21 protein-coding genes are annotated in these 21,251 nt (G+C 66.8%); 5 read left to right on the forward strand and 16 right to left on the reverse strand.

The features are described from left to right. The first annotated feature begins 63 nt into the window (after window positions 1–63). Complete coding sequence (locus tag CSC70_RS08860) at window positions 64–999, forward strand: mechanosensitive ion channel family protein (protein WP_162456317.1); 936 nt, start codon at window positions 64–66, stop codon at window positions 997–999. A gap of 9 nt (window positions 1,000–1,008) precedes the next feature. On the opposite strand, the gene orn is transcribed toward CSC70_RS08860, so the two are convergent. Continuing rightward, the gene (gene orn, locus CSC70_RS08865; protein WP_162456318.1) at window positions 1,009–1,578 is read right to left on the reverse strand and encodes an oligoribonuclease; all 570 of its coding nucleotides are present in this window, start codon (window positions 1,576–1,578) and stop codon (window positions 1,009–1,011) included. A 77-nt stretch (window positions 1,579–1,655) separates the two neighbouring features. Here orn and CSC70_RS08870 point away from each other — a divergent pair, with 77 nt between their 5' ends. Beyond that, window positions 1,656–2,135 (forward strand): DUF2721 domain-containing protein, encoded by a 480-nt coding sequence (locus CSC70_RS08870; protein WP_162456319.1) that lies wholly within the window; start codon window positions 1,656–1,658, stop codon window positions 2,133–2,135. Between the two features lie 3 nt (window positions 2,136–2,138). Here CSC70_RS08870 and tadA read toward each other — a convergent pair whose 3' ends face one another. The 8 genes from tadA to folD all read right to left on the reverse strand — a co-directional run bounded on the left by tadA (window position 2,139) and on the right by folD (window position 11,232). Beyond that, window positions 2,139–2,609 carry a tRNA adenosine(34) deaminase TadA gene (gene tadA, locus CSC70_RS08875; protein WP_246189379.1) on the reverse strand — a complete coding sequence of 157 codons (471 nt, stop codon included), beginning with the start codon at window positions 2,607–2,609 and terminating at the stop codon, window positions 2,139–2,141. 31 nt (window positions 2,610–2,640) lie between these two features. Next, window positions 2,641–3,450, reverse strand: a complete 810-nt coding sequence (locus CSC70_RS08880; RefSeq protein WP_162456321.1) for an SDR family NAD(P)-dependent oxidoreductase — start codon at window positions 3,448–3,450, stop codon at window positions 2,641–2,643. Window positions 3,451–3,465: 15 nt separating this feature from the next. Then, a complete protein-coding gene (locus CSC70_RS08885; RefSeq protein WP_162456322.1) occupies window positions 3,466–4,998 on the reverse strand; it encodes a class I adenylate-forming enzyme family protein in 1,533 nt (510 codons plus the stop codon). Beyond that, the gene (locus CSC70_RS08890) at window positions 4,995–6,155 is read right to left on the reverse strand and encodes a thiolase domain-containing protein (protein WP_162456323.1); all 1,161 of its coding nucleotides are present in this window, start codon (window positions 6,153–6,155) and stop codon (window positions 4,995–4,997) included. The genes CSC70_RS08885 and CSC70_RS08890 overlap by 4 nt, the downstream gene beginning before the upstream one ends. Further along, entirely contained in the window at window positions 6,152–7,021 is an 870-nt protein-coding gene (locus tag CSC70_RS08895) for an alpha/beta fold hydrolase (RefSeq protein ID WP_162456324.1), read from the reverse strand. The genes CSC70_RS08890 and CSC70_RS08895 overlap by 4 nt, the downstream gene beginning before the upstream one ends. Window positions 7,022–7,143: 122 nt before the next feature. Then, complete coding sequence (gene guaA / locus CSC70_RS08900; protein ID WP_162456325.1) at window positions 7,144–8,709, reverse strand: glutamine-hydrolyzing GMP synthase; 1,566 nt, start codon at window positions 8,707–8,709, stop codon at window positions 7,144–7,146. A gap of 130 nt (window positions 8,710–8,839) precedes the next feature. Further along, entirely contained in the window at window positions 8,840–10,300 is a 1,461-nt protein-coding gene (gene guaB, locus CSC70_RS08905; RefSeq protein ID WP_162456326.1) for an IMP dehydrogenase, read from the reverse strand. Window positions 10,301–10,374: 74 nt separating this feature from the next. Next, window positions 10,375–11,232: a bifunctional methylenetetrahydrofolate dehydrogenase/methenyltetrahydrofolate cyclohydrolase FolD gene (folD, locus tag CSC70_RS08910; RefSeq protein ID WP_162456327.1), complete on the reverse strand. Its 858-nt coding sequence runs from the start codon at window positions 11,230–11,232 to the stop codon at window positions 10,375–10,377. Window positions 11,233–11,345: 113 nt separating this feature from the next. Here folD and CSC70_RS08915 point away from each other — a divergent pair, with 113 nt between their 5' ends. Further along, window positions 11,346–12,176, forward strand: coding sequence for an alpha/beta hydrolase (locus CSC70_RS08915; protein WP_162456328.1), 831 nt, complete (start codon window positions 11,346–11,348; stop codon window positions 12,174–12,176). Window positions 12,177–12,185: 9 nt separating this feature from the next. On the opposite strand, the gene CSC70_RS08920 is transcribed toward CSC70_RS08915, so the two are convergent. From CSC70_RS08920 to CSC70_RS08930, 3 genes are read right to left on the reverse strand one after another with little or no spacing between them, the layout of a single operon-like run. Beyond that, window positions 12,186–13,376, reverse strand: coding sequence for a low temperature requirement protein A (locus CSC70_RS08920; RefSeq protein ID WP_162456329.1), 1,191 nt, complete (start codon window positions 13,374–13,376; stop codon window positions 12,186–12,188). Window positions 13,377–13,395: 19 nt separating this feature from the next. Beyond that, window positions 13,396–13,647 carry a hypothetical protein gene (locus CSC70_RS08925; protein ID WP_162456330.1) on the reverse strand — a complete coding sequence of 84 codons (252 nt, stop codon included), beginning with the start codon at window positions 13,645–13,647 and terminating at the stop codon, window positions 13,396–13,398. Window positions 13,648–13,663: 16 nt separating this feature from the next. Further along, the gene (locus CSC70_RS08930; RefSeq protein ID WP_162456331.1) at window positions 13,664–14,440 is read right to left on the reverse strand and encodes an SDR family oxidoreductase; all 777 of its coding nucleotides are present in this window, start codon (window positions 14,438–14,440) and stop codon (window positions 13,664–13,666) included. Between the two features lie 108 nt (window positions 14,441–14,548). Here CSC70_RS08930 and CSC70_RS08935 point away from each other — a divergent pair, with 108 nt between their 5' ends. Beyond that, window positions 14,549–15,451, forward strand: a complete 903-nt coding sequence (locus tag CSC70_RS08935; protein ID WP_162456332.1) for a LysR family transcriptional regulator — start codon at window positions 14,549–14,551, stop codon at window positions 15,449–15,451. Window positions 15,452–15,516: 65 nt separating this feature from the next. Continuing rightward, on the forward strand, window positions 15,517–16,527 hold the full coding sequence (locus CSC70_RS08940) for a cupin-like domain-containing protein (RefSeq protein ID WP_162456333.1): 1,011 nt from the start codon (window positions 15,517–15,519) through the stop codon (window positions 16,525–16,527). A gap of 12 nt (window positions 16,528–16,539) precedes the next feature. Here the strand turns inward: CSC70_RS08940 and moeB are convergent, their stop codons facing one another. The 4 genes from moeB to CSC70_RS08960 all read right to left on the reverse strand — a co-directional run bounded on the left by moeB (window position 16,540) and on the right by CSC70_RS08960 (window position 21,218). Beyond that, complete coding sequence (gene moeB, locus CSC70_RS08945) at window positions 16,540–17,676, reverse strand: molybdopterin-synthase adenylyltransferase MoeB (protein ID WP_162456334.1); 1,137 nt, start codon at window positions 17,674–17,676, stop codon at window positions 16,540–16,542. A gap of 33 nt (window positions 17,677–17,709) precedes the next feature. Continuing rightward, window positions 17,710–19,110, reverse strand: coding sequence for a ribosome biogenesis GTPase Der (gene der / locus CSC70_RS08950; protein ID WP_162456335.1), 1,401 nt, complete (start codon window positions 19,108–19,110; stop codon window positions 17,710–17,712). A 120-nt stretch (window positions 19,111–19,230) separates the two neighbouring features. After that, window positions 19,231–20,571, reverse strand: a complete 1,341-nt coding sequence (gene bamB / locus CSC70_RS08955) for an outer membrane protein assembly factor BamB (RefSeq protein ID WP_162456336.1) — start codon at window positions 20,569–20,571, stop codon at window positions 19,231–19,233. After that, complete coding sequence (locus CSC70_RS08960; protein ID WP_162456337.1) at window positions 20,568–21,218, reverse strand: YfgM family protein; 651 nt, start codon at window positions 21,216–21,218, stop codon at window positions 20,568–20,570. Before CSC70_RS08960 ends, bamB begins: the two co-directional genes overlap by 4 nt. Window positions 21,219–21,251 lie beyond the last annotated feature (33 nt).

A 21,251-nucleotide genomic window follows, 5' to 3' on the forward strand; every position in this document is an offset into this window, starting at 1 on the left:
GCCCCGCTCCTCGCGGGGCTTCCTGTTTCCGGAGACTGGAATCCCTCACCTATGGAGGATCGAATGGCTGACTGGTGGCATCTTGCACAGGAAAAGGGCTGGATCGATCTGGCGCTGTCGATAGGCCTGCGCATCTTGCTGGCGCTGCTGGTCCTGTATGTCGGCAACCGCCTCGCCCGCTGGGTGGTCGGACTGGCGCTGAAGGCGATGGCCCGCGCCGAAATGGAGGAGGCTTCCCGGCAATTCATCAGCCGCACGATTTATGTCGCCCTGCTGGTGGTGCTGATCCTGGGTATCCTGCAAGTGGCTTTCGGCGTGCAGGCGAACTCGCTGATCGCGGTGCTGGGCGCTGCCGGCCTCGCCGTCGGCCTGGCGATGAAGGATTCGCTTTCGAACGTCGCTTCCGGCCTGATGCTGGTTTCCCTGAAGCCGTTCCGGGTCGGCGACATCGTCACCATCGCCGGCGAAACCGGCAAGGTCGAGACGGTCAGCATGTTCCAGACCCGGTTGCGCGGCGCCGACAACCAGACCATCGTTCTGCCCAACAGCCTGATCACCGCCGATTCGATCATCAACCTGACGCCGGATTCCCGTCGCCGGATCGAATTGGTCGTCGGCATCAGCTACGACGCCAGCATCGAAGTGGCGCGTGCGGAAGCGCTGAAAATCATGCAGTCCGACCCGCGCGTGCTGGCCGATCCGGCCGCCGACGTGCTGGTCTACGAACTGGCCGACAACAGCGTCAACCTCGGCATCCGCTGCCACGTCGGCAACGACGATTATTTCGTCACCAAGTGCGAGCTGACCGAGCGGATCAAGCTGGCCTTCGACGCCGCCGGTATCGGTATCCCGTTCCCGCAGCGCGACGTGCACATGTACCACCATCGCGCACCCACAACCGCAACCGCAACCGCAACCGGGAGTGTGGCGGAGACGACGGCGAACGAAGGCATCTCGCTGGATTCCAGCCAGCACCAACCGTCGACCGACCCGGAATAGCCGGCGGCCTCAGCTCCCGGCCAGTTCGCCCATGAAACGGCGATAGTGGCGAAGCTCGTCGATCGAGTCGTGCACGTCGCTCAGCGCGGTATGCGCGGACTGCTTGCTGACACCTTCCAGCACCTTCGGCGCCCAACGCCGGGCCAGTTCCTTCAGCGTGCTGACGTCGAGATTGCGGTAATGGAAGTACTTCTCCAGCCGCGGCATCAAGCGGTGCAGGAAGCGCCGGTCCTGGCAGATCGAATTGCCGCACATCGGCGAAGCGTTGGCCGGCAACCATTCGGCCAGGAAGGCCACGGTCCGCGCCTCGGCCTCGGCCATTCCGACCTGGCTGTCCAGCACTCGCTGCCACAGCCCCGAGCGCTGGTGCTGGTTCTGGTTCCAGCTATCCATCGCCTCCAGCACCGCCAGCGGATGGGCGATGGCGAATTCCGGACCTTCGGCCAGCACGTTCAACTGCGAATCGGTGACCACAGTGGCGATCTCGATGATCGAGTCCGCCGTGGTATCCAGGCCGGTCATCTCCAGATCGATCCAGATCAGCCGGCCGCCGCCGTTCGCCGTCCCGATTTGTGCCATACGCTCGCGCCCGGTGGTCGAAAACGAGCATCATAGCGCAGCCGCCTTCCCCACCCATCGCCTGCCAGGCACCGCCCATGCCGACCAATGCCGCCCTCTCGCACTACGCCATCCTGACCGCCATGCTGGCGCCGGCGTTCTTCCTGACCGCCACCGCGGCGCTGCTGACTTCGGCCAATGCCCGGCTGGCGCGGATCATCGACCGCGCACGCAGCCTGCTGAAGGAGCTGGCCGGCGACGTCGATGCCGAGCAGCGCGCCCTGCTGGAACAGCGGATCGCCATCCAGCGCCGGCGCACGCTGTTCATCCTGCGCGCCAGCCAGATGCTGTACGTGGCCATCACCTGCTTCGTCGGCACCAGCCTGGTGGTCGCCGGCGATTCGCTGTTCGACCACCGTTTCGGCCCGCTGCCGACCATCCTGGCGGTGCTCGGCGTGCTGTCGATGCTGACCGCCAGTCTGCTGCTCGCACGTGAGGCCTCGCTGGCGGTGCGCGCGGTCAATGACGAGATGGACGATGCCCACCGCTATGCCCGGCGCCGGCGGGGCGCCGACTGACCATTACAGCGGAGACTTGCCGCGCTTGCGGCGGAAATAGTTGCTGAGCATGGTTCCGGCCTGCTCGGCCAGCAGCCCGCCTTCGACCCGGATGCGATGGTTGTGGCGCGGATCGGCCAGCAGGTCGAACACACTGCCGGCAGCACCGGTCTTGGGGTCGCTGGCGGCATATACCAGGCGCTCGATCCGCGCATGGATCATGGCCATGGCGCACATCGCGCAGGGCTCCAGGGTCACGTACAGCGTGCAACCGGGCAGACGATGGTTGCCGACGGCCCGGCCCGCCTCGCGCAAGGCGACGATCTCGGCATGCGCGCTGGGATCGTGCAGGCGGATGTTGCGGTTCCAGCCCTCGCCCAGCGGTTCACCGTCCGGGCCGACCAGGACGGCACCGACCGGGATCTCGTCGTCTTCACTCTCTGCACGCACGGCCAGCGCCAGCGCGTGCTGCATCCAGCGGATATCCTCGCTCATGCTGCCAGTATAGGGCGTGCCTCGAAGGCGATTATTGCGCGGTCCAGCCTCCATCGACCGGGATCGCAGCGCCAGTCACGTTGTGCGCGATCGGCTGCGCCAGCCACAGCGCCAGCGAGCCGATCTCTTCCGGCCGGGACATGCGTCGGCTGGGCTGCTTTTCGGCCAGCAGCGAAGCGATCGCGGCATCGCGATCACCCGCATGCTGCGCGGCACGTTCCCGGATCTGCGGTTCGATGATGGCCGTTTCGGTCCAGCCCGGGCAGATGCAGTTGACGGTGACGCCACCGGCATCGCGCGATCCGGCATCGGCGTATTCGAGTGCCGCGACGCGCGATAGCCCCACCAGGCCGAATTTGGAAGACACGTACGGCGCCTTGCTGACCGAAGCGACGATGCCGTGTACCGAGGCGATGTTGATGACCCGGCCATAACCGCGGGCCGCCATGCCGGGAAGTGCTCGCTGCATGATGTGGAAAGGCGCGGACAGATTGACCGCCAGGATGTCGTTCCAGGTGCCGGCATCGATTTCGGCGAAGCGCAAGGTGCGTTGCATGCCTGCGTTGTTGATCACGATGTCGGCCCCGCCCCAGCCTTCCACCGCGTCCATCATCGCTTCGATGGCGGCCGCGTCGCGCAGGTCGGAGACGAACGCCCTGGCGTCCTCCGCACCCGCTGCACGCATGTCGGTCACGGCTTGCGCGGCCTGCGCATCATCGGCCGGACCATGCACGGCTACACGCGCGCCCGCGCCGGCCAATGCCAGCGCAATGGCATGGCCGATGCCCTGCACCGAGCCGGTGACCAATGCAGTCCTGCCGCTCAGGGTCGCTGCTTGCATGGGGTTTACCTCCTCTCAATCCTGCACTGTCATCAATAGCCTGCGCAGTTCCGTCTTCAGCACCTTGCCGTAATGGTTCTTCGGAAGCTCATCGACGAATACGTAGCGTTTGGGCCGCTTGAACCGGGCGATGTGCTCAAGACAATGCCGGTCCAGTTCGGCGGCATCGCGCGCCGTCGGCCCGGCTTCGACAAAAGCCACCACATCTTCGCCCCACTCCACGCTCGGTGCGCCGATCACCGATACCGCGCGCACCTGCGGATGCAGCAGCAGGGCCTCTTCGACCTCGCGCGGATAAATGTTGCTGCCACCGGAGATGATCACGTCCTTGGAGCGATCCATCAGGGTCAGGAAACCATCCTCGTCCAGCGCGCCGACATCGCCGGTGGCCAGCCAGCCATTACGCAACGCCGAGGCGGTGGCAGCAGGATTGTTCCAGTAGCCGGCCATCACAGGAATGCCGCGGACCATGATTTCGCCCTTTTCGCCGGCCGCGACCGGTTGCCCATCCGTGTCGGCGATGCGGACTTCCACGCAGGATTGCGCAGTACCGACGGATGCGGCACGAGCGGACCAGCGCGGATGGTCGCGAGCGGCCAGGATGTCACGCGACAGCGCGGTGATCGCCATCGGGCACTCTCCCTGACCGTAGATCTGCACGAACCGGGGGCCCATGGTCGCCAATGCCTCCTCGATGTCGGCCAGGTACATTGGTCCGCCTCCGTAGACGATGGTGCGAATGCCTTCGCCATGCCCGCCAAGGGCTCGCGCTTCCGCGGTCAGGTGGGCAACCATCGTGGGTGCGGCGAACATGTGCACGTCACCGAGCCGCGGAGCCAGTTCGAGGACCTCCCGTGCATCGAAGCCACCAGAGGGTGGCACCACATGACGGGCACCGCGCAGCACATGCATGAAGTTGTAGATGCCCGCGCCATGCGACATCGGCGCGGCATACAGGGCTGCATCGGTATGCTTGACCTCGTCCACATCGGCCAGATAGCTCAGAGTCATGGCCTGCAGATTGCCGTGCGAGATCATCACCCCTTTCGGCTTGCCGGTAGTGCCCGAGGTGTAGAACAGCCAGGCCAGGTCGTCGTGGGCGCGTTCCTGCAATGGTAGCGGGACGTCGCCTTCGTCCCCGATGCCGGCAATCTCCTCGGCCAACAGTATCCGCGGCGCGATCTCCGCTTCCGCGCAGGCATCACGCAGCGTCTGTGCATGGGCGGCATCCGTAAAGACGACGCGAGCGCCGCAATCGGCGAGGATCCAGGCCGTTTCGCGCGCGTGCAACTTGAAATTCACCGGCACCACGGCACCGCCGGCATGCCAGGTGCCATACAGGATCGGCAGGTATTGCGGGCAATTTGGCAGAAACAGCGCCACCCGCTCGCCAGCCGTTATGCCGCAATGGCGTTGCAGCGCCGTCCCCAGGGCGACGGCCTGCGCCTGAAAACCGGCATAGTCTAACAGAACCCGTTCTCCCAGCATCAGCGCTGGTGCATCCGGCCAGTGCCGAGCCGCGCGTTGCAGCCACAGGGCAAGGTTCATGGCAATGCTTCCAGAATGGAGACATAACTGGCGACCGCGCCGCCCCCCATGTTGAAGCACAGGCCCAGATCGGCGTGCGGCAGTTGCATGTCCCCGGCCTCGCCCAGCAACTGGCGCGATGCGATGACGTGCATCGACACGCCGGTGGCGCCAACCGGATGACCCTTGGCCTTCAGCCCGCCGGACAGATTGATCGGCAGCCGGCCATCGCGGGCGGTGTCTCCATTGATGACGGCTCGCCGTCCCTCTCCCGGTGCGGCCATCCCCATTGCCTCGACACTGAGCAGTTCGGCGATGGTGAAGCAGTCGTGCACTTCGGCGAAGGAAATGTCGTCCACGCACAGTCCAGACTGCGCATAGGCCGCTGCGAAGGCACGGCGCGGCCCTTCGAAGACCGCCAGATCCTTGGCCGACAGTGGCAACAGGTCGTTGATCTGGGCGGCGGCGCGAAATCCGACGGCACGACTATGCTCGCCGGCCAGGTCGGCACGAGTCAGGACAACGGCCGCGGCGCCGTCGGACACCAGCGAGCAGTCGGTCTTCTTCAAGGGCTCCGCAATCATCGGATTGCGTTCCGAAGACCTCAGGCAGAAGTCCAGGTCCAAGGGTCGGCGAAGCTGTGCCAGCGGATTGCGCATCGCCGCCAGGTGGTTCTTGACCGCGATATGGGCCATCGCCTCGACGGGGTCGCCATATCGGGCTGCATAAGCCTGAGCGTAACGAGCGAATATCTGCGGAAAACTGAACCCGGCCTCCTCACGCTGGTAGGCGGCCGAGCCCAGTGCGCGAGTGACCGCCTCGCCGGGAATGCCGGACATCTTTTCGGCGCCGACCACCAATGCACGTCGCACGCGGCCGGCGGCGATGGCGTCCATCGCCGCATACAGGGCCGCAGCGCCGGATGCGCAGGCATTCTCGCAGCGGGTCGCAGGCTTGAAGCGCAGCGCCGGATCGGCCGCCAGTGTCAGCGAGGCGCAGAACCCGTCGGCTACCAGTCCGGCACCGTAGTGACCCAGCCAGACCGCGTCGATGTCCGATGCCTGCAGGCCGGCGTCCATGATCGCTTCACGGGCGGCGGAAACGATCAGGTCTTCCAGCGAAAGTTCGTCGAAACGGCCGAACGGGGTGTGCCCCCAACCCACCATCACCGCATTCATGCGCTTTCCTCCCGCTCCAGCAGGAATCGCTCGATGGCCTCGTAGGCGACGGGTTCGTCCAGCATCGGCGCATGCCCCCTGCCCGGCACGGTGACTGTCAGCAGGCCGGGGTGGCGCTCGACCATGCGGGCTAGCGTCGGCACCGACAGGATGTCGGAAGTTTCTCCGCGGATTGCCAATGCGGGGAGAGGCCGCAGCGCGTCCCATAGCGGCCACAGATCCGGAGCAGGGGCAGCATCGGCGTCGGCGAAGGCATTGGCGATGGCCGGGTCGTAGGCAGACACCGGCCTGCCCTGCTCGTCTTCGAGAAAGAGCCTGCGCGTGAATGCCTGCCAGTCTCCGTCATCGTAATCCGGAAATACCACGGCATTGGCCTGACGCGCCTGCGCCACGGCTTCCTCCCAGGTTCGTGGCGAGGGTTGCGTGCCGATATGGGCGCGAATGCGTTGCAGGCCAGCGGGGTCCACTTCGGGCCCGACGTCGTTGAGGATCAAGCCGGCCACGCTTTGCGGCGCGGTCGCGCCCATCACCATCGCCATCACCCCGCCCATTGATGTCCCCAGCATCACCGCCCGGGACAAGCCCAGCCGGGCCATCAGGACAGCCATGTCCTGTACATATGTTGCCGGGGTATATCGGGCTGGCTCGGGATCATGATCGGAACGGCCGCGGCCACGCTGGTCCGGACACACGACCCTGTATCTCTCGGCCAGTCGCGGCGCCAACCGGTCGAAATCGGCACTGTTGCGGCTGAATCCGTGCATGCACAGTACCGCCAGCCGGGCATCGGCCGGACCGTAATCACGCGCATACAGGGTCAGCCCGCCGGATGCGGCCGGATAACGGAGTTCCCGATACGAGGTCATGCGCCCTCTCTGGATTGCACCGCCAGGCTGGCGACAGCCAGATCATAGGCAAGCACCCTGCGCATCGGAGGTGCCCTTTCGTACAAGGGCCTGGGTGAAAACGAGCAGCGCTCAGTGGCGATTCATTCCCACTCGATCGTAGCCGGCGGCTTGCCGCTGATGTCGTAGACCACGCGGGAGACGCCGCGAATTTCGTTGATGATGCGGTTGCTGACGGTGCCGAGGAAGTCGTAGGGCAAGTGTGCCCAGTGTGCGGTCATGAAGTCGATGGTTTCCACCGCGCGCAGGGCAATCACCCATTCGTAGGCACGGGCATCGCCGACCACGCCGACCGACTTGACCGGCAGGAACACGGCGAAGGCCTGGCTGGTGGTGTCGTACAGGTCGGCCTTGCGCAGTTCCTCGATGTAGATGGCGTCGGCGCGGGCCAGCAGTTCGGCATATTCGCGCTTGACCTCGCCGAGGATGCGCACGCCCAGACCCGGGCCGGGAAACGGGTGCCGGTAGACCATCTCGCGCGGTAGGCCCAGTTCCACGCCCAGCCGGCGAACCTCGTCCTTGAACAGCTCGCGCAGCGGTTCGACCAACTCCAGCTTCATGTCCTCGGGCAAGCCACCGACATTGTGGTGGCTCTTGATGACATGTGCCTTGCCGGTCTTGCTGCCGGCCGATTCGATCACGTCCGGATAGATGGTGCCCTGCGCCAGCCACTTGGCGTTGGACAGCTTGTTGGACTCTTCGTCGAAGATCTCGACGAACAGGTTGCCGATGATCTTGCGCTTGGCTTCCGGGTCGGCCACGCCTTCCAGCGCCGTGAAGTAGCGGTCGGCGGCGTTGACCCGGATCACCTTGACGCCCATGTGCTCTGCCATGGTCGCCATCACCTGATCGCCTTCCTGCCAGCGCAGCAGTCCGGTATCGACGAACACGCAGGTCAGCTGCTCGCCGATGGCCTTGTGCAGCAGCGCGGCGACCACCGAGGAATCCACGCCGCCGGACAGACCGAGGATGACTTCGTCGCTGCCGACCTGCCCGCGCACGCGTGCGATCTGGTCTTCGATGATGTTGGCCGGCGTCCACAGCGTGGCGCAACCGCAGGCATCGACGACGAAGCGGCGAAGCAGTTCCTGACCCTGCTTCGTGTGGGTGACTTCCGGGTGGAACTGCAAGCCGTACCACTTCCTGGACTCGTCGCTCATCGCCGCGACCGGGATGCGTTCGGTGACGGCGGTAACGGTGAAACCGGGCGGCGCCTGCGATACGTGGTCGCCGTGGCTCATCCACACGTCGATGCGCGGCGCGCCGTCATGATCGGACAGGCCGGCGAACAGCGCATCGGCCTGGACGATCTCGACCTCGGCATGGCCGAATTCGCGCTGGTCCGCCGCTTCGGTGGCGCCGCCCAGCTGCGCCGCCAGGGTCTGCATGCCGTAGCAGATGCCCAGGATCGGCAGGCCGCTGTCGAACACCTGCGGCGGTGCGGCCGGCGCACCGGCCTGGGTGGTCGATTCCGGCCCGCCGGACAGGATGATGCCCTTGGCTCCGAACCCGGCGATTTCAGCCGGATCGTGGTCCCAGGCCCAGATTTCGCAATAGACGCCGATCTCGCGAATGCGACGCGCGATCAGCTGCGTGTACTGCGCGCCGAAGTCGAGGATGAGGATCTTGTCGCTGTGGATGTTGGTCATGGTGCAAGGAGTGAGTGGAGAGGAGTGAGAAGTGAGCAAAGAAGCGGCAACTGATGGAGGAAACGAAGTGCTGGAACCATTTCTCACTCCTCACTCCTCACTCCTCTTTGCTCACTTCCCCTTTCCGCCGTCACCCCATCCGGTAATTCGGCGGCTCTTTGGTGATCTGCACGTCGTGGACGTGGCTCTCGCGCTGGCCAGCGCCGGTGATGGTCACGAATTGCGGCTTCTTCTGCATCTCGTCGATGGTCGCGCAGCCCACGTAGCCCATGGTCGCGCGCAGCCCCCCGATCATCTGGTGGATGATGCCGCCGACCGGGCCACGATATGGTACCCGGCCCTCGATGCCCTCCGGCACCAGCTTGTCGGCGTCGCTGGCGTCCTGGAAATAGCGATCCTTGGAGCCCTTCTCCATCGCGCCCAGGCTGCCCATGCCTCGATAGCTCTTGTAGCTGCGGCCCTGGAACAGTTCGACCTCGCCCGGCGCTTCCTCGGTGCCGGCGAACAGGCCGCCGATCATCACCGTGGAGGCACCGGCCACGATCGCCTTGCCGATATCGCCCGAGTAGCGGATGCCGCCGTCGGCGATCAGCGGAATGCGGTCCTGCAACGCCTCGGCCACCATCGACACTGCGGTGACCTGCGGCACGCCGACGCCGGCCACCATGCGCGTGGTGCAGATCGAACCGGGGCCGACGCCAACCTTGACCGCATCGGCACCGGCGTCCATCAGCGCCAGCGCAGCGTCGCCGGTGACGATGTTGCCGCCGATCACCTGCAATTCGGGATAGGTCTTCTTGGCCCAGGCTACGCGGTCGATCACGCCTTGCGAATGGCCGTGCGCGGTATCGACGATCACCACGTCCACACCCGCGGCAACCAGCGCATTGATGCGTTGCTCGGTGTCGCCGCCGACGCCGACCGCGGCGCCGACCACCAACTGGCTGGAAGCGTCCTTGGCGGCGTTGGGATTGTCGGTCTTCTTCTGGATGTCCTTGACCGTGATCAGGCCGCGCAGTGCGAACTCGTCGTTGACCACCAGCACCTTCTCGATGCGATTCTTGTGCAGCAGGTCCAGCACTTCCTCGTCGCTGGCGCCCTGCTTCACCGTGACCAGACGATCCTTCTTGGTCATGATGTGGCGGACCGGGTCGTCCAGCTTCTTTTCGAAACGCATGTCGCGGCTGGTGACGATGCCGACCAGTTGCCCGTCCCCGTCCACGACCGGCACCCCGGAGATGTTGCGCGCGCGGGTCAGTTGCAGCACCTCGCCGATGGTGGTTTCCGGTCCCACCGTGAACGGGTCCTTGATGACGCCGGCCTCGAACTTCTTGACCTTGGCCACTTCCGCGGCCTGCTGCTCGACGCTCAGGTTCTTGTGGACGATGCCGATGCCGCCGAGCTGGGCCATGGCGATCGCCAGCCGCGCTTCGGTCACCGTGTCCATCGCCGCCGAGACGATCGGCAGGTTCAGGCGCAGGCTTCGGGTCAGGCGGGTGGAGAGCGAAACGTCCTTGGGCAGGACGATGGAATGGGCAGGGACGAGGGAAACGTCGTCGTAGGTCAGTGCTTCAGCCTGGATGCGCAGCATCGGCGGTCCCGGGGAGTTGGGGAAGCACGGCATTCTACCGTTTTTGCCCCTCCAGCGCTTGCGTCGATATCGGATCAGCCGCCGGCTTCGGCCGCTTCCAGGGTATTCTGCATCAGGGTGGCCACCGTCATCGGCCCCACCCCACCGGGCACCGGAGTGATCCAGCTGGCGCGCTGTGCGGCGGCGTCGAAACCGACGTCGCCGACCAGGCGGCCGTCGTCCAGGCGGTTGATGCCCACGTCGATGACGACCGCGCCCGGCTTGACCCATTCGCCCGGAATCAGTCCCGGCCGGCCGGCGGCCACCACCAGGATGTCGGCTTCGCCGACGTGCCGCTGCAAGGCCTCGCGCGGGGTGAACTTGTGGCAGCTGGTCACCGTGCAACCGGCGATCAGCAGTTCCAGCGCCATCGGCCGGCCGACATGGTTGGACACCCCCACGATCGTGGCGCTGCGGCCGCGCACCGGCCGGTCGGTATAGCCAAGCAACGTGGTGATGCCGCGTGGGGTACACGGGCGCAGGCCGAACTGGCGCAGGGCCAGGTGGCCGACGTTGGCTGGATGGAAGCCGTCCACGTCCTTGCGCGGATCGATCCGCTCGATCAGCCGGCTGGCGTCGGGAATGCCCGGCAGCGGCAGCTGGATCAGGATACCGTGGATGTCCGGATCGGCGTTCAGGCGGTCGATCAACGCCAGCAGTTCGGCCTCGCCGGTGCCTGCGGGCAGGTCGAAGTCGTGGGCCTCGATACCGACCTTCTCGGCCGCGCGGCGCTTGTTGCGCACGTACACCGCCGATGCCGGGTCGCCACCGACTAGGACCACCGCCAGCCCCGGGCGCGGCAATCCGTTCGCCAGCCGGGCGTCGATGCGGACCTTCAGTTCGTCCAGCAGGTTCTCGGCGATGCTGCGGCCATCGAGGATACGGGCGGTCATGGGGAACGTATGCGGAAAACCGGGCACCTATTGTCCCCGATTCGCCTGCTTGCGCGCGAGCCCCGGGATGCGTCAGTGTGGCCTGTCTCCGGATCAGACCCACCGATTCGACCATGTCCAGACCTGCGAAATTGCTGCTTGTCGCGCTTGCCCTGGGCCTGCTGCTGTATGCGGGCACATGCACCCTGCTGTTCTGGCAGCAGCGCAGCCTGATCTATTTCCCGCAATACACGCGGATGCCTGCCGATACCACCGACATCGCCCTGCAGCGACCCGGTGGCATCGTATTGCGCGGCTGGGTCGTGAATCCGGGACAGCAGGATGCGGCGATCTATTTCGGCGGCAACGCGGAGTCGGTGCAGGGCAACCGCGAGCAGCTCGCCGAAACCTTGCCCGGGCATACGGTCTACCTGTTCGCCTACCGTGGATACGGCGCCAGCGATGGCGTCCCGGACGAGGCCTCGCTGATCGCGGACGCATTGGCGGTCCATGACGAAGTGCGGCGGCGCCATCCGGCTGGCCGCGTCGATGTGATCGGCCGCAGCCTCGGCAGCGGCGTAGCCGTCCAGCTTGCGGCGCACAGGCCCGTACCGAGGCTGGTTCTGGTAACTCCCTTCGACAGTCTGGCTCGCGTGGCCGCCGCGCACTATCCGGCGTTCCCGGTGCGCCTGCTGCTGCGCGACCATTTCGAGTCGATCCACTACCTGCCGAAGCATCGCGGCGAACTGCTGGTATTGCGCGCTGGCCGTGACAACGTGGTGCCGCCGGAGCATACCGACCGACTGCTACGATCCTTCCCCGGCACTGCGGAAGTCGTCGCGTTCGCCGACGCCGGCCATGACGACATTTCCACCGAGCCGGGCTATTGGCAATCGCTGCGCCGCTTTCTCGAGAGCGGGCCACCGTCGGTGTCCATGCACGAGGCCGTTGACTCCAAGCGCTGAAACGGGCCGTCAGGCTACCGGCGAATGCGCATCGGCAATGGCCGTACGGGGCCGCGACCGGGTTTCCCATATCGCCACGGCCAACAGCACCACCAGCACCAGCGCGTGCGCCAGCAACGGCTGCGCATGCAGGGCGACCGGCAGCAGCGCCAGCAGGCCGGCGAAACCGGCCAGATGCGACAACGGGAAGCGACCGTAGACCGCGCGCTTGTACAGTCCGTTACCGAGCAGGAACAGGGCCGCGCCACCCAGCAGCACACCAGCCTGGATCGGTTCCAGATGCCCGCGCGGATGGGCGATGACCAGGTCGTTGGCGACCGCCGCCACGATCACCCCGGCCAGGATGATCACGTGCACGTAGTGGTAATACGCGCCGTAGCGGCCGGGATCCTCGGCGGCAACGATCACCCGAGTGGCGTCTTTGACCGCGACGTTGAAGTAGATCCACCACATCGCCAGGCTGCCGACGAAGGAAATCAGGAAGGCGCCGACGATGGCCGAGTCCCAATGGTGCTCGTGGGCCAGGGTGGCGCCGGTGACCAGGATCGATTCGCCCAGCGCGACGATCATGAACAGACCGCAGCGCTCGACCAAGTGGCCGCCTTCGATGGTCCAGTCGCGCTTGCTGTCCGAGCGCCCCAGCCCCGGCAACGGGAAACCCAACATCGGCGAGACGTATTCGCACAACACCGCCACCGACCACAGGCCGATGCGCCAGCCGCCCTCGCTGAAACCGCCGGCCAGCCAGAACGCCGCGCTGATGCAGGCCCAGCCGAGGATGCGCGTGTAGTTGGCCGCCAGCGGCTGGCCGCGCAGGCTGAGGCGGATGAACAGCGCCCGCCCGACCTGGATCGCCGCATAACTGCCGGCGAACAACAGGCCGCGCTCGCCGAAGGCTTCCGGCAGCGCCGCCGCCATCAGCAGGGCCAGCAGCATGATGCCGAACAGCAGCAGGCGGATCGGCCGGGTTTCCGGATCGAACCAGTTGGTGACCCAGACCGTGTACTGCCAGCCAAGCCAGACCGCGAACCACAGCAGCATCGCCTGACCGATGCCGGCCCAGCTCAGGTGGCCGAGCAGGAAGTGCGAAACCTGGGTGACGGCGAAAACATAGACCAGGTCGAAGAGCAGTTCGGCGTAGCTGACCTTGGCTTCGTGGCCGTCGCGCACACGCAACAGCGGATGGGGAGCGGACGACATCAGGTGCTTTTCCTCGCGATCATTTTCCGGGCAGCTTCCACGCCAGCAGCGCCGCCAACGCTACCGGCAGCAGGTAGATCAGGGTCTGGATCGGCGCTTCCTCGGCCAGCGAATAGCCGTGCGACAAGCCGGTCCGCAGATTCCAGCCGACTACCAGCAACCACGCCACCGCGAAGCCGGCGAACGCCCAGCGCCGGCGGCCGGGGCCGCCCAGCCACATCGACACGGCCGCGACGGCCAGGCCGATCAGGATCAGGATCAAGGTGCGCATGCGGGTCGCCTCCGGTTCAGCGGGTAGTGTAGCCACCGTTGGCGAAAATCGTCTGCCCGGTGATCCACCAGCCGTCGGTGACCAGGAACTTGATGATCGGCGCGATGTCCTCGATATCGGTCAGGCCGGTCTTGCTGTATTTGCTCAGCGCCGCGGCGGACTTGTGATAGGCCACCGCGTCGGGCTTTTCCTGCCCGTAGAAGAACGGCGTGTCCATCGGGCCGGGACCAATGGCGTTGACCGAGATGCCGCGCTCGCCGAATTCCTTCGACGCGGCGCGGGTGAAATGCTCGACCGCGGCCTTGCTGCCCGGATACACGGCATAGAACGGCGTGTACGCGGCCAGCAGCGAGCTGACGATGGTGACGATGCTGCCACGCTCGGCCAGAGTACGGCCGGCTTCCTGGATGAAGAAGAACGCGGCCTTGGCGTTGATCGCGAAGCTGTCGTCGAAATCCTTCTCGGTCACCTCGGCGATCGGCTTCTTGATCACGATGCCGGCGGTGTTGATGGCAATGTCGATCTTGCCGAACGCCTGTAGCGCCCGCTCGAACAGCGCGGCGACCTGGGCCGGTTGGGTCAGGTCGCCCTGCACCGCCAGCGCCTTGGCCCCGGTCGCCTGCACGGCAGCCACCGTCTCCTCGGCGGCAGCCCGGGTGGCGTCGCTGTTGTAGTGGACCACGACCGCCGCCGCACCGGACGCGGCCAGGTCGCGGGAAATTAGTCCGCCCAGGTTCTTGGCGCCGCCGGCGATCAGGACGACCTTGTCTTGCAGGGAATGGTTTGCGCTCATCGGGCTTTCCTTGTGTCGTAGCGAAGGGAGTGCCCGCAGTTTCTTCGCTCGATGTTTTCGGATAAATAAGCCAGAATCTGAAATTGAATTCGATACGGTCGAATAATCATGGATCTGTTGCAGTCGCTGGGCATCTTCAGCCGGGTCGCCGAAGCCGGCAGCTTCAGCCGTGCCGCCGATGCGCTGGGCATGGCGACCTCGTCGGTCTCGGCCGCCGTGCAACGGCTGGAGCAGCACCTCGGCGTCCCGCTGTTCCAGCGCACCACACGCAAGGTCCGCCTGAGCAGCGAAGGCGAAGTGCTGTACGAGCGCGCCGCCCAGTTGCTCGGCGATGCCGAGGACGTGCGCGGCCTGTTCCGGCGCGACCGCCTGCCTTCCGGGCAGTTGCGGGTGGAAGTGCCGGCGCGGATCGCCCGCACCCTGATCGCACCGGCCCTGCCCGGCTTTCTGGCCCGCTACCCGGACATTTCGCTGGAACTCGGCAGCACCGACCGCCTCAGCAACCTGGTCGAGGAAGGCATCGATTGCGTGCTGCGCGTCGGCGAGCTGAACGTGTCGGGGCTGGTGGCGCGGCCGCTCGGCCGGTTCGCGGTCGGCACCTTTGCCAGCCCGGCCCTGATCGAGCGCCACGGCATGCCGACCGACCCGCCCACTTTGGCGCGGCTGCCGGTGGTGCACTTCGGCCGAATCGCGGCCGGCAAGCACGAGAACTGGGAATACCAGGACGACAGCGGCCAGTTGCTGTCGCTCGACCTGCGCGGCAGCGTCTCGGTCGGCAATGCCGAGGCCTACATCGCCTGCTGCGAGGCCGGCCTGGGCATGATCCAGGTGCCGCGCTACGACGTCGCCGAGTTGCTGGCGCTGGGCCGGTTGGTCGAGATCGTGCTGCCGGGGCTGCACGCCCCCAGCCTGCCGGTCAGCGTGCTGTACCCGCCGTCGCGGCGGTTGTCGCGTGCGCTGCAAGCGTTCGTCGAATGGCTGGACGACCTGCTGGCCCCGCACTTGGAATAGCACAGCCGCAAGCCTCGGACCCGCCTCCGGCGTTTGCTAGCATCGTCGCGCCTGCATCTTCAGGAATGACGGTGGTGACCCCGATCGAAGAATTCCCTGCCGACGCGCTGCCGGCCGATCTCGACACCCTGCTCGCCGGCGCCCGACCCTGCGTGCTGCGCGGGCTGTGCGCCGACTGGCCGCTAGTGCAGCTGGCGCGGCAGGACGATTCGCGCTTCGCACAAGCGCTGGCTGGGCTGGACAGCGGCGAGCCGGTGGATACCCTGCGCCTGCCACCGGAAGCCGAAGGCATCGTCGGCTACAACGACGACCTGTCCGGGTTCAGCTATCGCCACTTCCGGGTTTCGGTCACCGAGGCCTTGCAGCGATTGGCCGCCTGCAGCCGGAACGCACACCCTCCCGGTATCGCCCTGCAAAGCGCCCCGATTGCCACCTGCCTGCCCGGCATGCTGCACACCCATTCCCTGCCGCTGCGGCTGCCGGCCGCGACGACGCCGCGGATCTGGATCGGCAACCGGGTGACCACGCCGGCGCATTTCGACAGCAGCCACAACATCGCCGTCGCGCTGTGCGGCCAGCGGCGCTTCACCCTGTTCCCGCCGGAGCAGATCGGCAACCTGTACATCGGCCCGCCGGATTTCGCGCCGACGGCCGCGGCGATCACCGTGGCGCGGCTGGACCGACCGGATTTCCAGCGCTTCCCGCGACTGCGCGAGGCGCTGGAGGCCGGCCAGAGCGCCGTGCTGGGGCCCGGCGATGCGATCTACATCCCGCCGGTCTGGTGGCACCACGTCGAGTCGCTGGAACAGCTGAATGCGCTGGTCAACTACTGGTGGAGCACCCCGGTGGTCGCCGGCGAGCCGGCGCAACCCGGGCTGTCCGCGCTGATGCACGCACTGCTGGCGTTCTCCGGCCTGCCGGAGAGCGAACGCAAGGCCTGGCAGGCCGTATTCGGGCATTACGTGTTCGGCGAGGATCCCGGCACGCACCTGCCGCCGGACCGACGCGGCGTGCTCGGCCCGCCTTCGGCCGACAGCATGCAGCGGCTGAAGGAACTTGCGCGGCGCGGGCTGTAGACGACGCGGCGCTCAGTCGGCGGCGCAGAAGCGTTCGTAGTCGATGTAACCCGCCAGTTCGCGGCCCGGCGCGCAGGACAGGCATTCCGGGTCCGGCCGCAGCAACGTCTCGCGGAATCGCATGCCCAGCGCATCGAAACTCAACAGCCGTCCGACCAGCGGCTCGCCGATCTCCAACAATAGTTTCAACGCCTCGGTCGCCTGCAGCAGGCCGATCACCCCCGGCAACACGCCCAGCACCCCGGCCTCGGCGCAGTTGGGGGCGAATTCCGGTGCCGGCGGCTGCGGATACAGGCAGCGGTAACACGGCGCCCGGCCGCGATGTCGGCCCGCATCGAACACGCCGAGCTGGCCGCGGAAGCGTTCCACCGCGCCATACACCAACGGCAGGCGGTGACGGATGCAGGCATCGTTGAGCAGATAGCGGACCGGGAAATTGTCGGCGCCGTCGATCACCACGTCGACGCCGTCCAGCAGCCAGTCGATGTTGATCGAGGTGACCCGTTCGGTCACCGGCTCGACCTCGATGCGCGGGTTCAGCGCCGTCAGCGTGGCCGCCGCCGACGCCGCCTTCGGCCGGCCGATGCGATCCTCGGCATGCAGGATCTGCCGCTGCAGGTTGCTGCGTTCGATCCGGTCGTCGTCGGCGATGCGCAGATGTCCCACCCCGGCCGCGGCCAGGTAGTAGGCGGCCGGCGACCCCAGCCCGCCGGCACCGACCAGCAGCACGCGCGAACGTTCCAGCCGGCGCTGGCCCTCGACGCCGATCTCCGGCAGCAGCAAGTGGCGCGAATAACGTTCGCCGAAATCGCGCAGGTCGGCCTCCAGTTGCGGCACGACCGTCGGCAGTCCGGCCGCGGTCCACGCCGTCATGCCGCCGCTGACCGAAGCCAGCTCGGCATATCCGGCGCGCTGCAAGGCTTGCGCCGCCGCCAGCGAGCGCGCACCGACCTGGCAGAGCAGCAGGACTTCGACGCCCGGATCGGGCAGCCAGCGGCGCGGATCGGCTTCCAGGGCGGCGCGCGGAACGCCCAGTGCGCCTTCGGCCTGGCCGCCGGCGCGCTCGTGGTCCTCGCGCACGTCGACCAGCACCGCGCCCTGCGCCTGTCGCAGTCGCGCCTGTTGCGGGGAAATTTCGCGGATCGCCATGCCGCGATTATCGCGCCACGGCGTCGGCAACGCCTACTTGCGCTTCTTGACGTGGCGGATCAGCCGCCGCTTCTTCGCCAGCTGCCGTTCGCTGAGCTCATTGCGCTTGCCTTCGTAAGGGTTGCTGCCCTCGCGGAACAGGAAGCGTACGGGGGTGCCGACCAGCTTGAAGCGCTTGCGGAAGAAGTTCTCCAGATAGCGCGTGTACGAGGCCGGCAACACCTTCAGGCGGGTGCCGTGGACGACGAAGGTCGGCGGATTGGTGCCGCCTGGATGCACGTAGCGCAGCTTGGACACGTGTCCACGGATGCTGGGCGGCGGGTTGGCGACGACGGCGGTTTCCAGTGCGCGGTTCAGTTCGCTGGTGCCCCACTCGCGGGTGGCCGAATCGTGCGCACGGTGAATCGCGCGGAACAATTCGCGCAGGCCGGAGCCGTGCTTGGCCGAGATCCGCACCGCCTCGGCCCAGGCCACGAAGCTGAGCTTGCGCGACAGCAGCGCCTCGGCCTGTTCGCGCTGGTAGGTGCTCAGCCCGTCCCACTTGTTGACCGCCACCACTAGGGCGCGCCCGGCGTCGAGGATCGCGCCGAGCACGGTGGCGTCCTGGTCGGTGACGCCTTCGCTGGCATCCAGCATCAGCACCGCGATCTGGCATTGCTCGATCGCCTGCAGGGTCTTGACCACCGAGAACTTCTCGACCACTTCGTCGACCCGCGACTTGCGGCGCAGGCCGGCGGTGTCGATCAGGCGATACAGGCGGCCGTCGCGCTCCATGTCCACGGCGATCGAATCGCGGGTAGTGCCGGGCACTTCGGAGGCGATCATCCGCTCCTCGCCCAGCAAGCGGTTGACCAGGGTCGACTTGCCGACGTTGGGGCGGCCGACAAAGGCGATCCGCACGCGCTCGGGATCATCGTCCAGTACTTCGCCGGCGCCCTCTTCCGGCACCCGCGCCAGCACCTCATCGAGCAGGGTGTCGATGCCCTGCCGGTGCGAGGCCGAAACGGTAATGACGTCCTCGAAGCCGTAGCGGGCGAATTCGGCCATCGCCGCGTCCTCGTCCACGCCATCGATCTTGTTGATCACCAGCAGGGTCGGCCGTGCCGCCTTGCGCAGCCAGACCAGGATGTCGTCGTCCAGCGCCGAAGCGCCTTCGCGCCCGTCGACGATGAACAGAACCAGGTCGGCCTCTTCGGCCGCCGCCCGCGCCTGGCGCGCGGTGGCGCCGGCCAGGCCTTCGTCCTCGCCGGCGATGCCGCCGGTATCGACGATCACCAGCGGCCGCTCCGGCAGCAGCCGGCAGATGCCGTAGTTGCGGTCGCGGGTCACCCCCGGCTGGTCGTGGACCAGCGCGTCACGGCTGCGCGTGAGCGCATTGAACAGCGTCGATTTGCCCACGTTGGGGCGGCCGACGAGGGCGACGAGAGGCAGCATGGGAAACAACGTCTTGGAGATGCGGAAACCGGGGCAAGCGTAACCGCTTTTGCCCCGGCGGGTGGGTCGCCGACGGCGACCGGATCGGCTGCGGACGCTTGCCGCAGCCTTGTTCGGATATCAGTCCAGCTTGAACGCAGTCAGTTCGCCTTCGACGTTCTGCACCACCGCGATGCCGTCGACCACCACCGGCTTGGCGCGGATCGCTTCGCCACCGGCGCGCATGCGCGCGGCCAACTGGCCGTCGTCCAGCTTCAGCCAGTGCACGTAGCCGTCGAAATCGCCGACCACCGCGTAATCGCCCTGCACCGTCGGTGCGGTCAGCGAGCGCCGGGCTAGGGTCGGATTCGACCACAGCGCGCCGCCGCCGTAACGCTCCAGCGCCCACACCGTGCTTTCGCGGTCGCTCACCAAGACGCTGGCATAGGACAGGGCCAGGCCACCCACACCGCCATTGTCGCGGGTCCACATGACCCGGCCACTGGGGCCGTCGATGGCGACGGTTTCCTGCTTGTAGCTTGTCGCATACAGGGTGGCGCCATCCAGCACCGGGGCGCCGTCGACGTCGGCCATGCGGTCCAGTTCGCTGCGTCCTTCCGGAATGCCGACCGGCAGTTCCCACAGCAGGCGGCCATCGCTCAGCGACAGTGCCGTCACGTTGCCGTTGTCGTTGCCGACGAAGACCACGCTAGGGCCAAGTACCAGCGGCGCATTGCCGCGCACGGTCAATGCCGGCGTATCCTGCTGGGCAAACCAGCGCTGCTCGCCACTGCCGGCGTCGAAGGCGGTCACGGTGCCGTCATTGCCGCGCACCAGCACCAGGTTCTCGCCGATGGCCGGCGCCGAAATGATCTCGCTGCGTACCTGCGCGCGCCACTTCTCGCTGCCGTTGGCGGCATCCAGCGCGATCACCTTGCCCGACAGCGTGCCGATCACGACCAGACCACCGCCGACGCCGGGACCGCCGGACAGGCGCAGGTCGAGCTTGCGCTTGGCGCGCTTCTTGGCCAGCTTGTTGGCCTCCTTGCGCAGGCGCTTCTCTTCCTTGGTCTCGTCGCCGCCTTCCGGCGCCTCGCGGATCTCCGCCTGCGGCATCACCGATTCGGGCGCATCCTTGTCCGGGCGGTAGCGCCAGATTTCCTTGCCGGTCTGCAGGTCCAGCGCGTACACGCCGCCCTCGACCGCCGCCGCGTAGACGCGGCCATCGGCAATCGCCGGCGCCTGCCACAGGCCCAGGCGACCTTCGCCGTCGCCGACATTGGCGCTCCACAGCTTGGACACCTGCACCGTGGGGGTGAAATCGACCAGTTCGGCCGGCTCGGTCGGCTTTTCGCCTTCCTTGTCCTTGTTGCCGAACCAGCCCTTGATGGTGCTGCAGCCGGCCAGCATTGCGAGCATGGCGAACACGCCGAGGGCGCGCGTTCCGGTGGCGCGGGCTTTCACGAAAACGGACTTCATCATGCGGGCTCGGCGGGCTTGGGCGGCGTACCGCCGACATGGGTCAGCTTCAGTTCCAGCAGGCGTCGCTGCGGCGAAGCAATATCCAGCCCGGTCAGGGCCTTCAGGTAGAGGTCGCGGGCGACGTCGGTCTTGCCGGCGGCCAGTTCGGCATCGCCGCGGATTTCCAGGCTGGCCGAATCCTTGGACTGGCCCAGCACGGACAGGGCTTCGTCAGGCTTGCCGGTTTCGACCAGCAGGCGCGCCAGCCGCTGATCGACCAGCGCCTTCAGCGCCGGCTCGGGCTTCAGCGCACGCAAGGTGGCGATGGCGTCGTCGGTCTTGCCGGCATCGACCTGGGCGCGGGCCAGACGCAGCGTGGCCAGATCGCGGTAGATCGGGTCCTTGCCGTCGAGCCCGGCGATCTCCAACCTGGCCTTGTCCAGGTCGGGCGTGTCGTCACCCTCAACCTGCAGCAGGTCATCGACGTCCTGATAGGCGGTGTAGGCCTGCTGCTTGCCCTGCAGCTTGTCCTTCTGCCACCACTGCCACCCCAGAATCGCCGCCAGACCCAGGGCGATACCAGCAATCAAGCCGGTACCGTTGTCCTTGAGCCAGTTGCGGACGCGCTCACCTTGTTCGTGCTCGTCGAGCAGATCGTCAATCGCCATGCGTTCTCTTGCGCCGCCCTTGCGGGCGGCCGG

Source organism: Pseudoxanthomonas kalamensis DSM 18571, from assembly GCF_010211745.1.
Taxonomy (GTDB): Bacteria; Pseudomonadota; Gammaproteobacteria; order Xanthomonadales; family Xanthomonadaceae; genus Pseudoxanthomonas_A; species Pseudoxanthomonas_A kalamensis.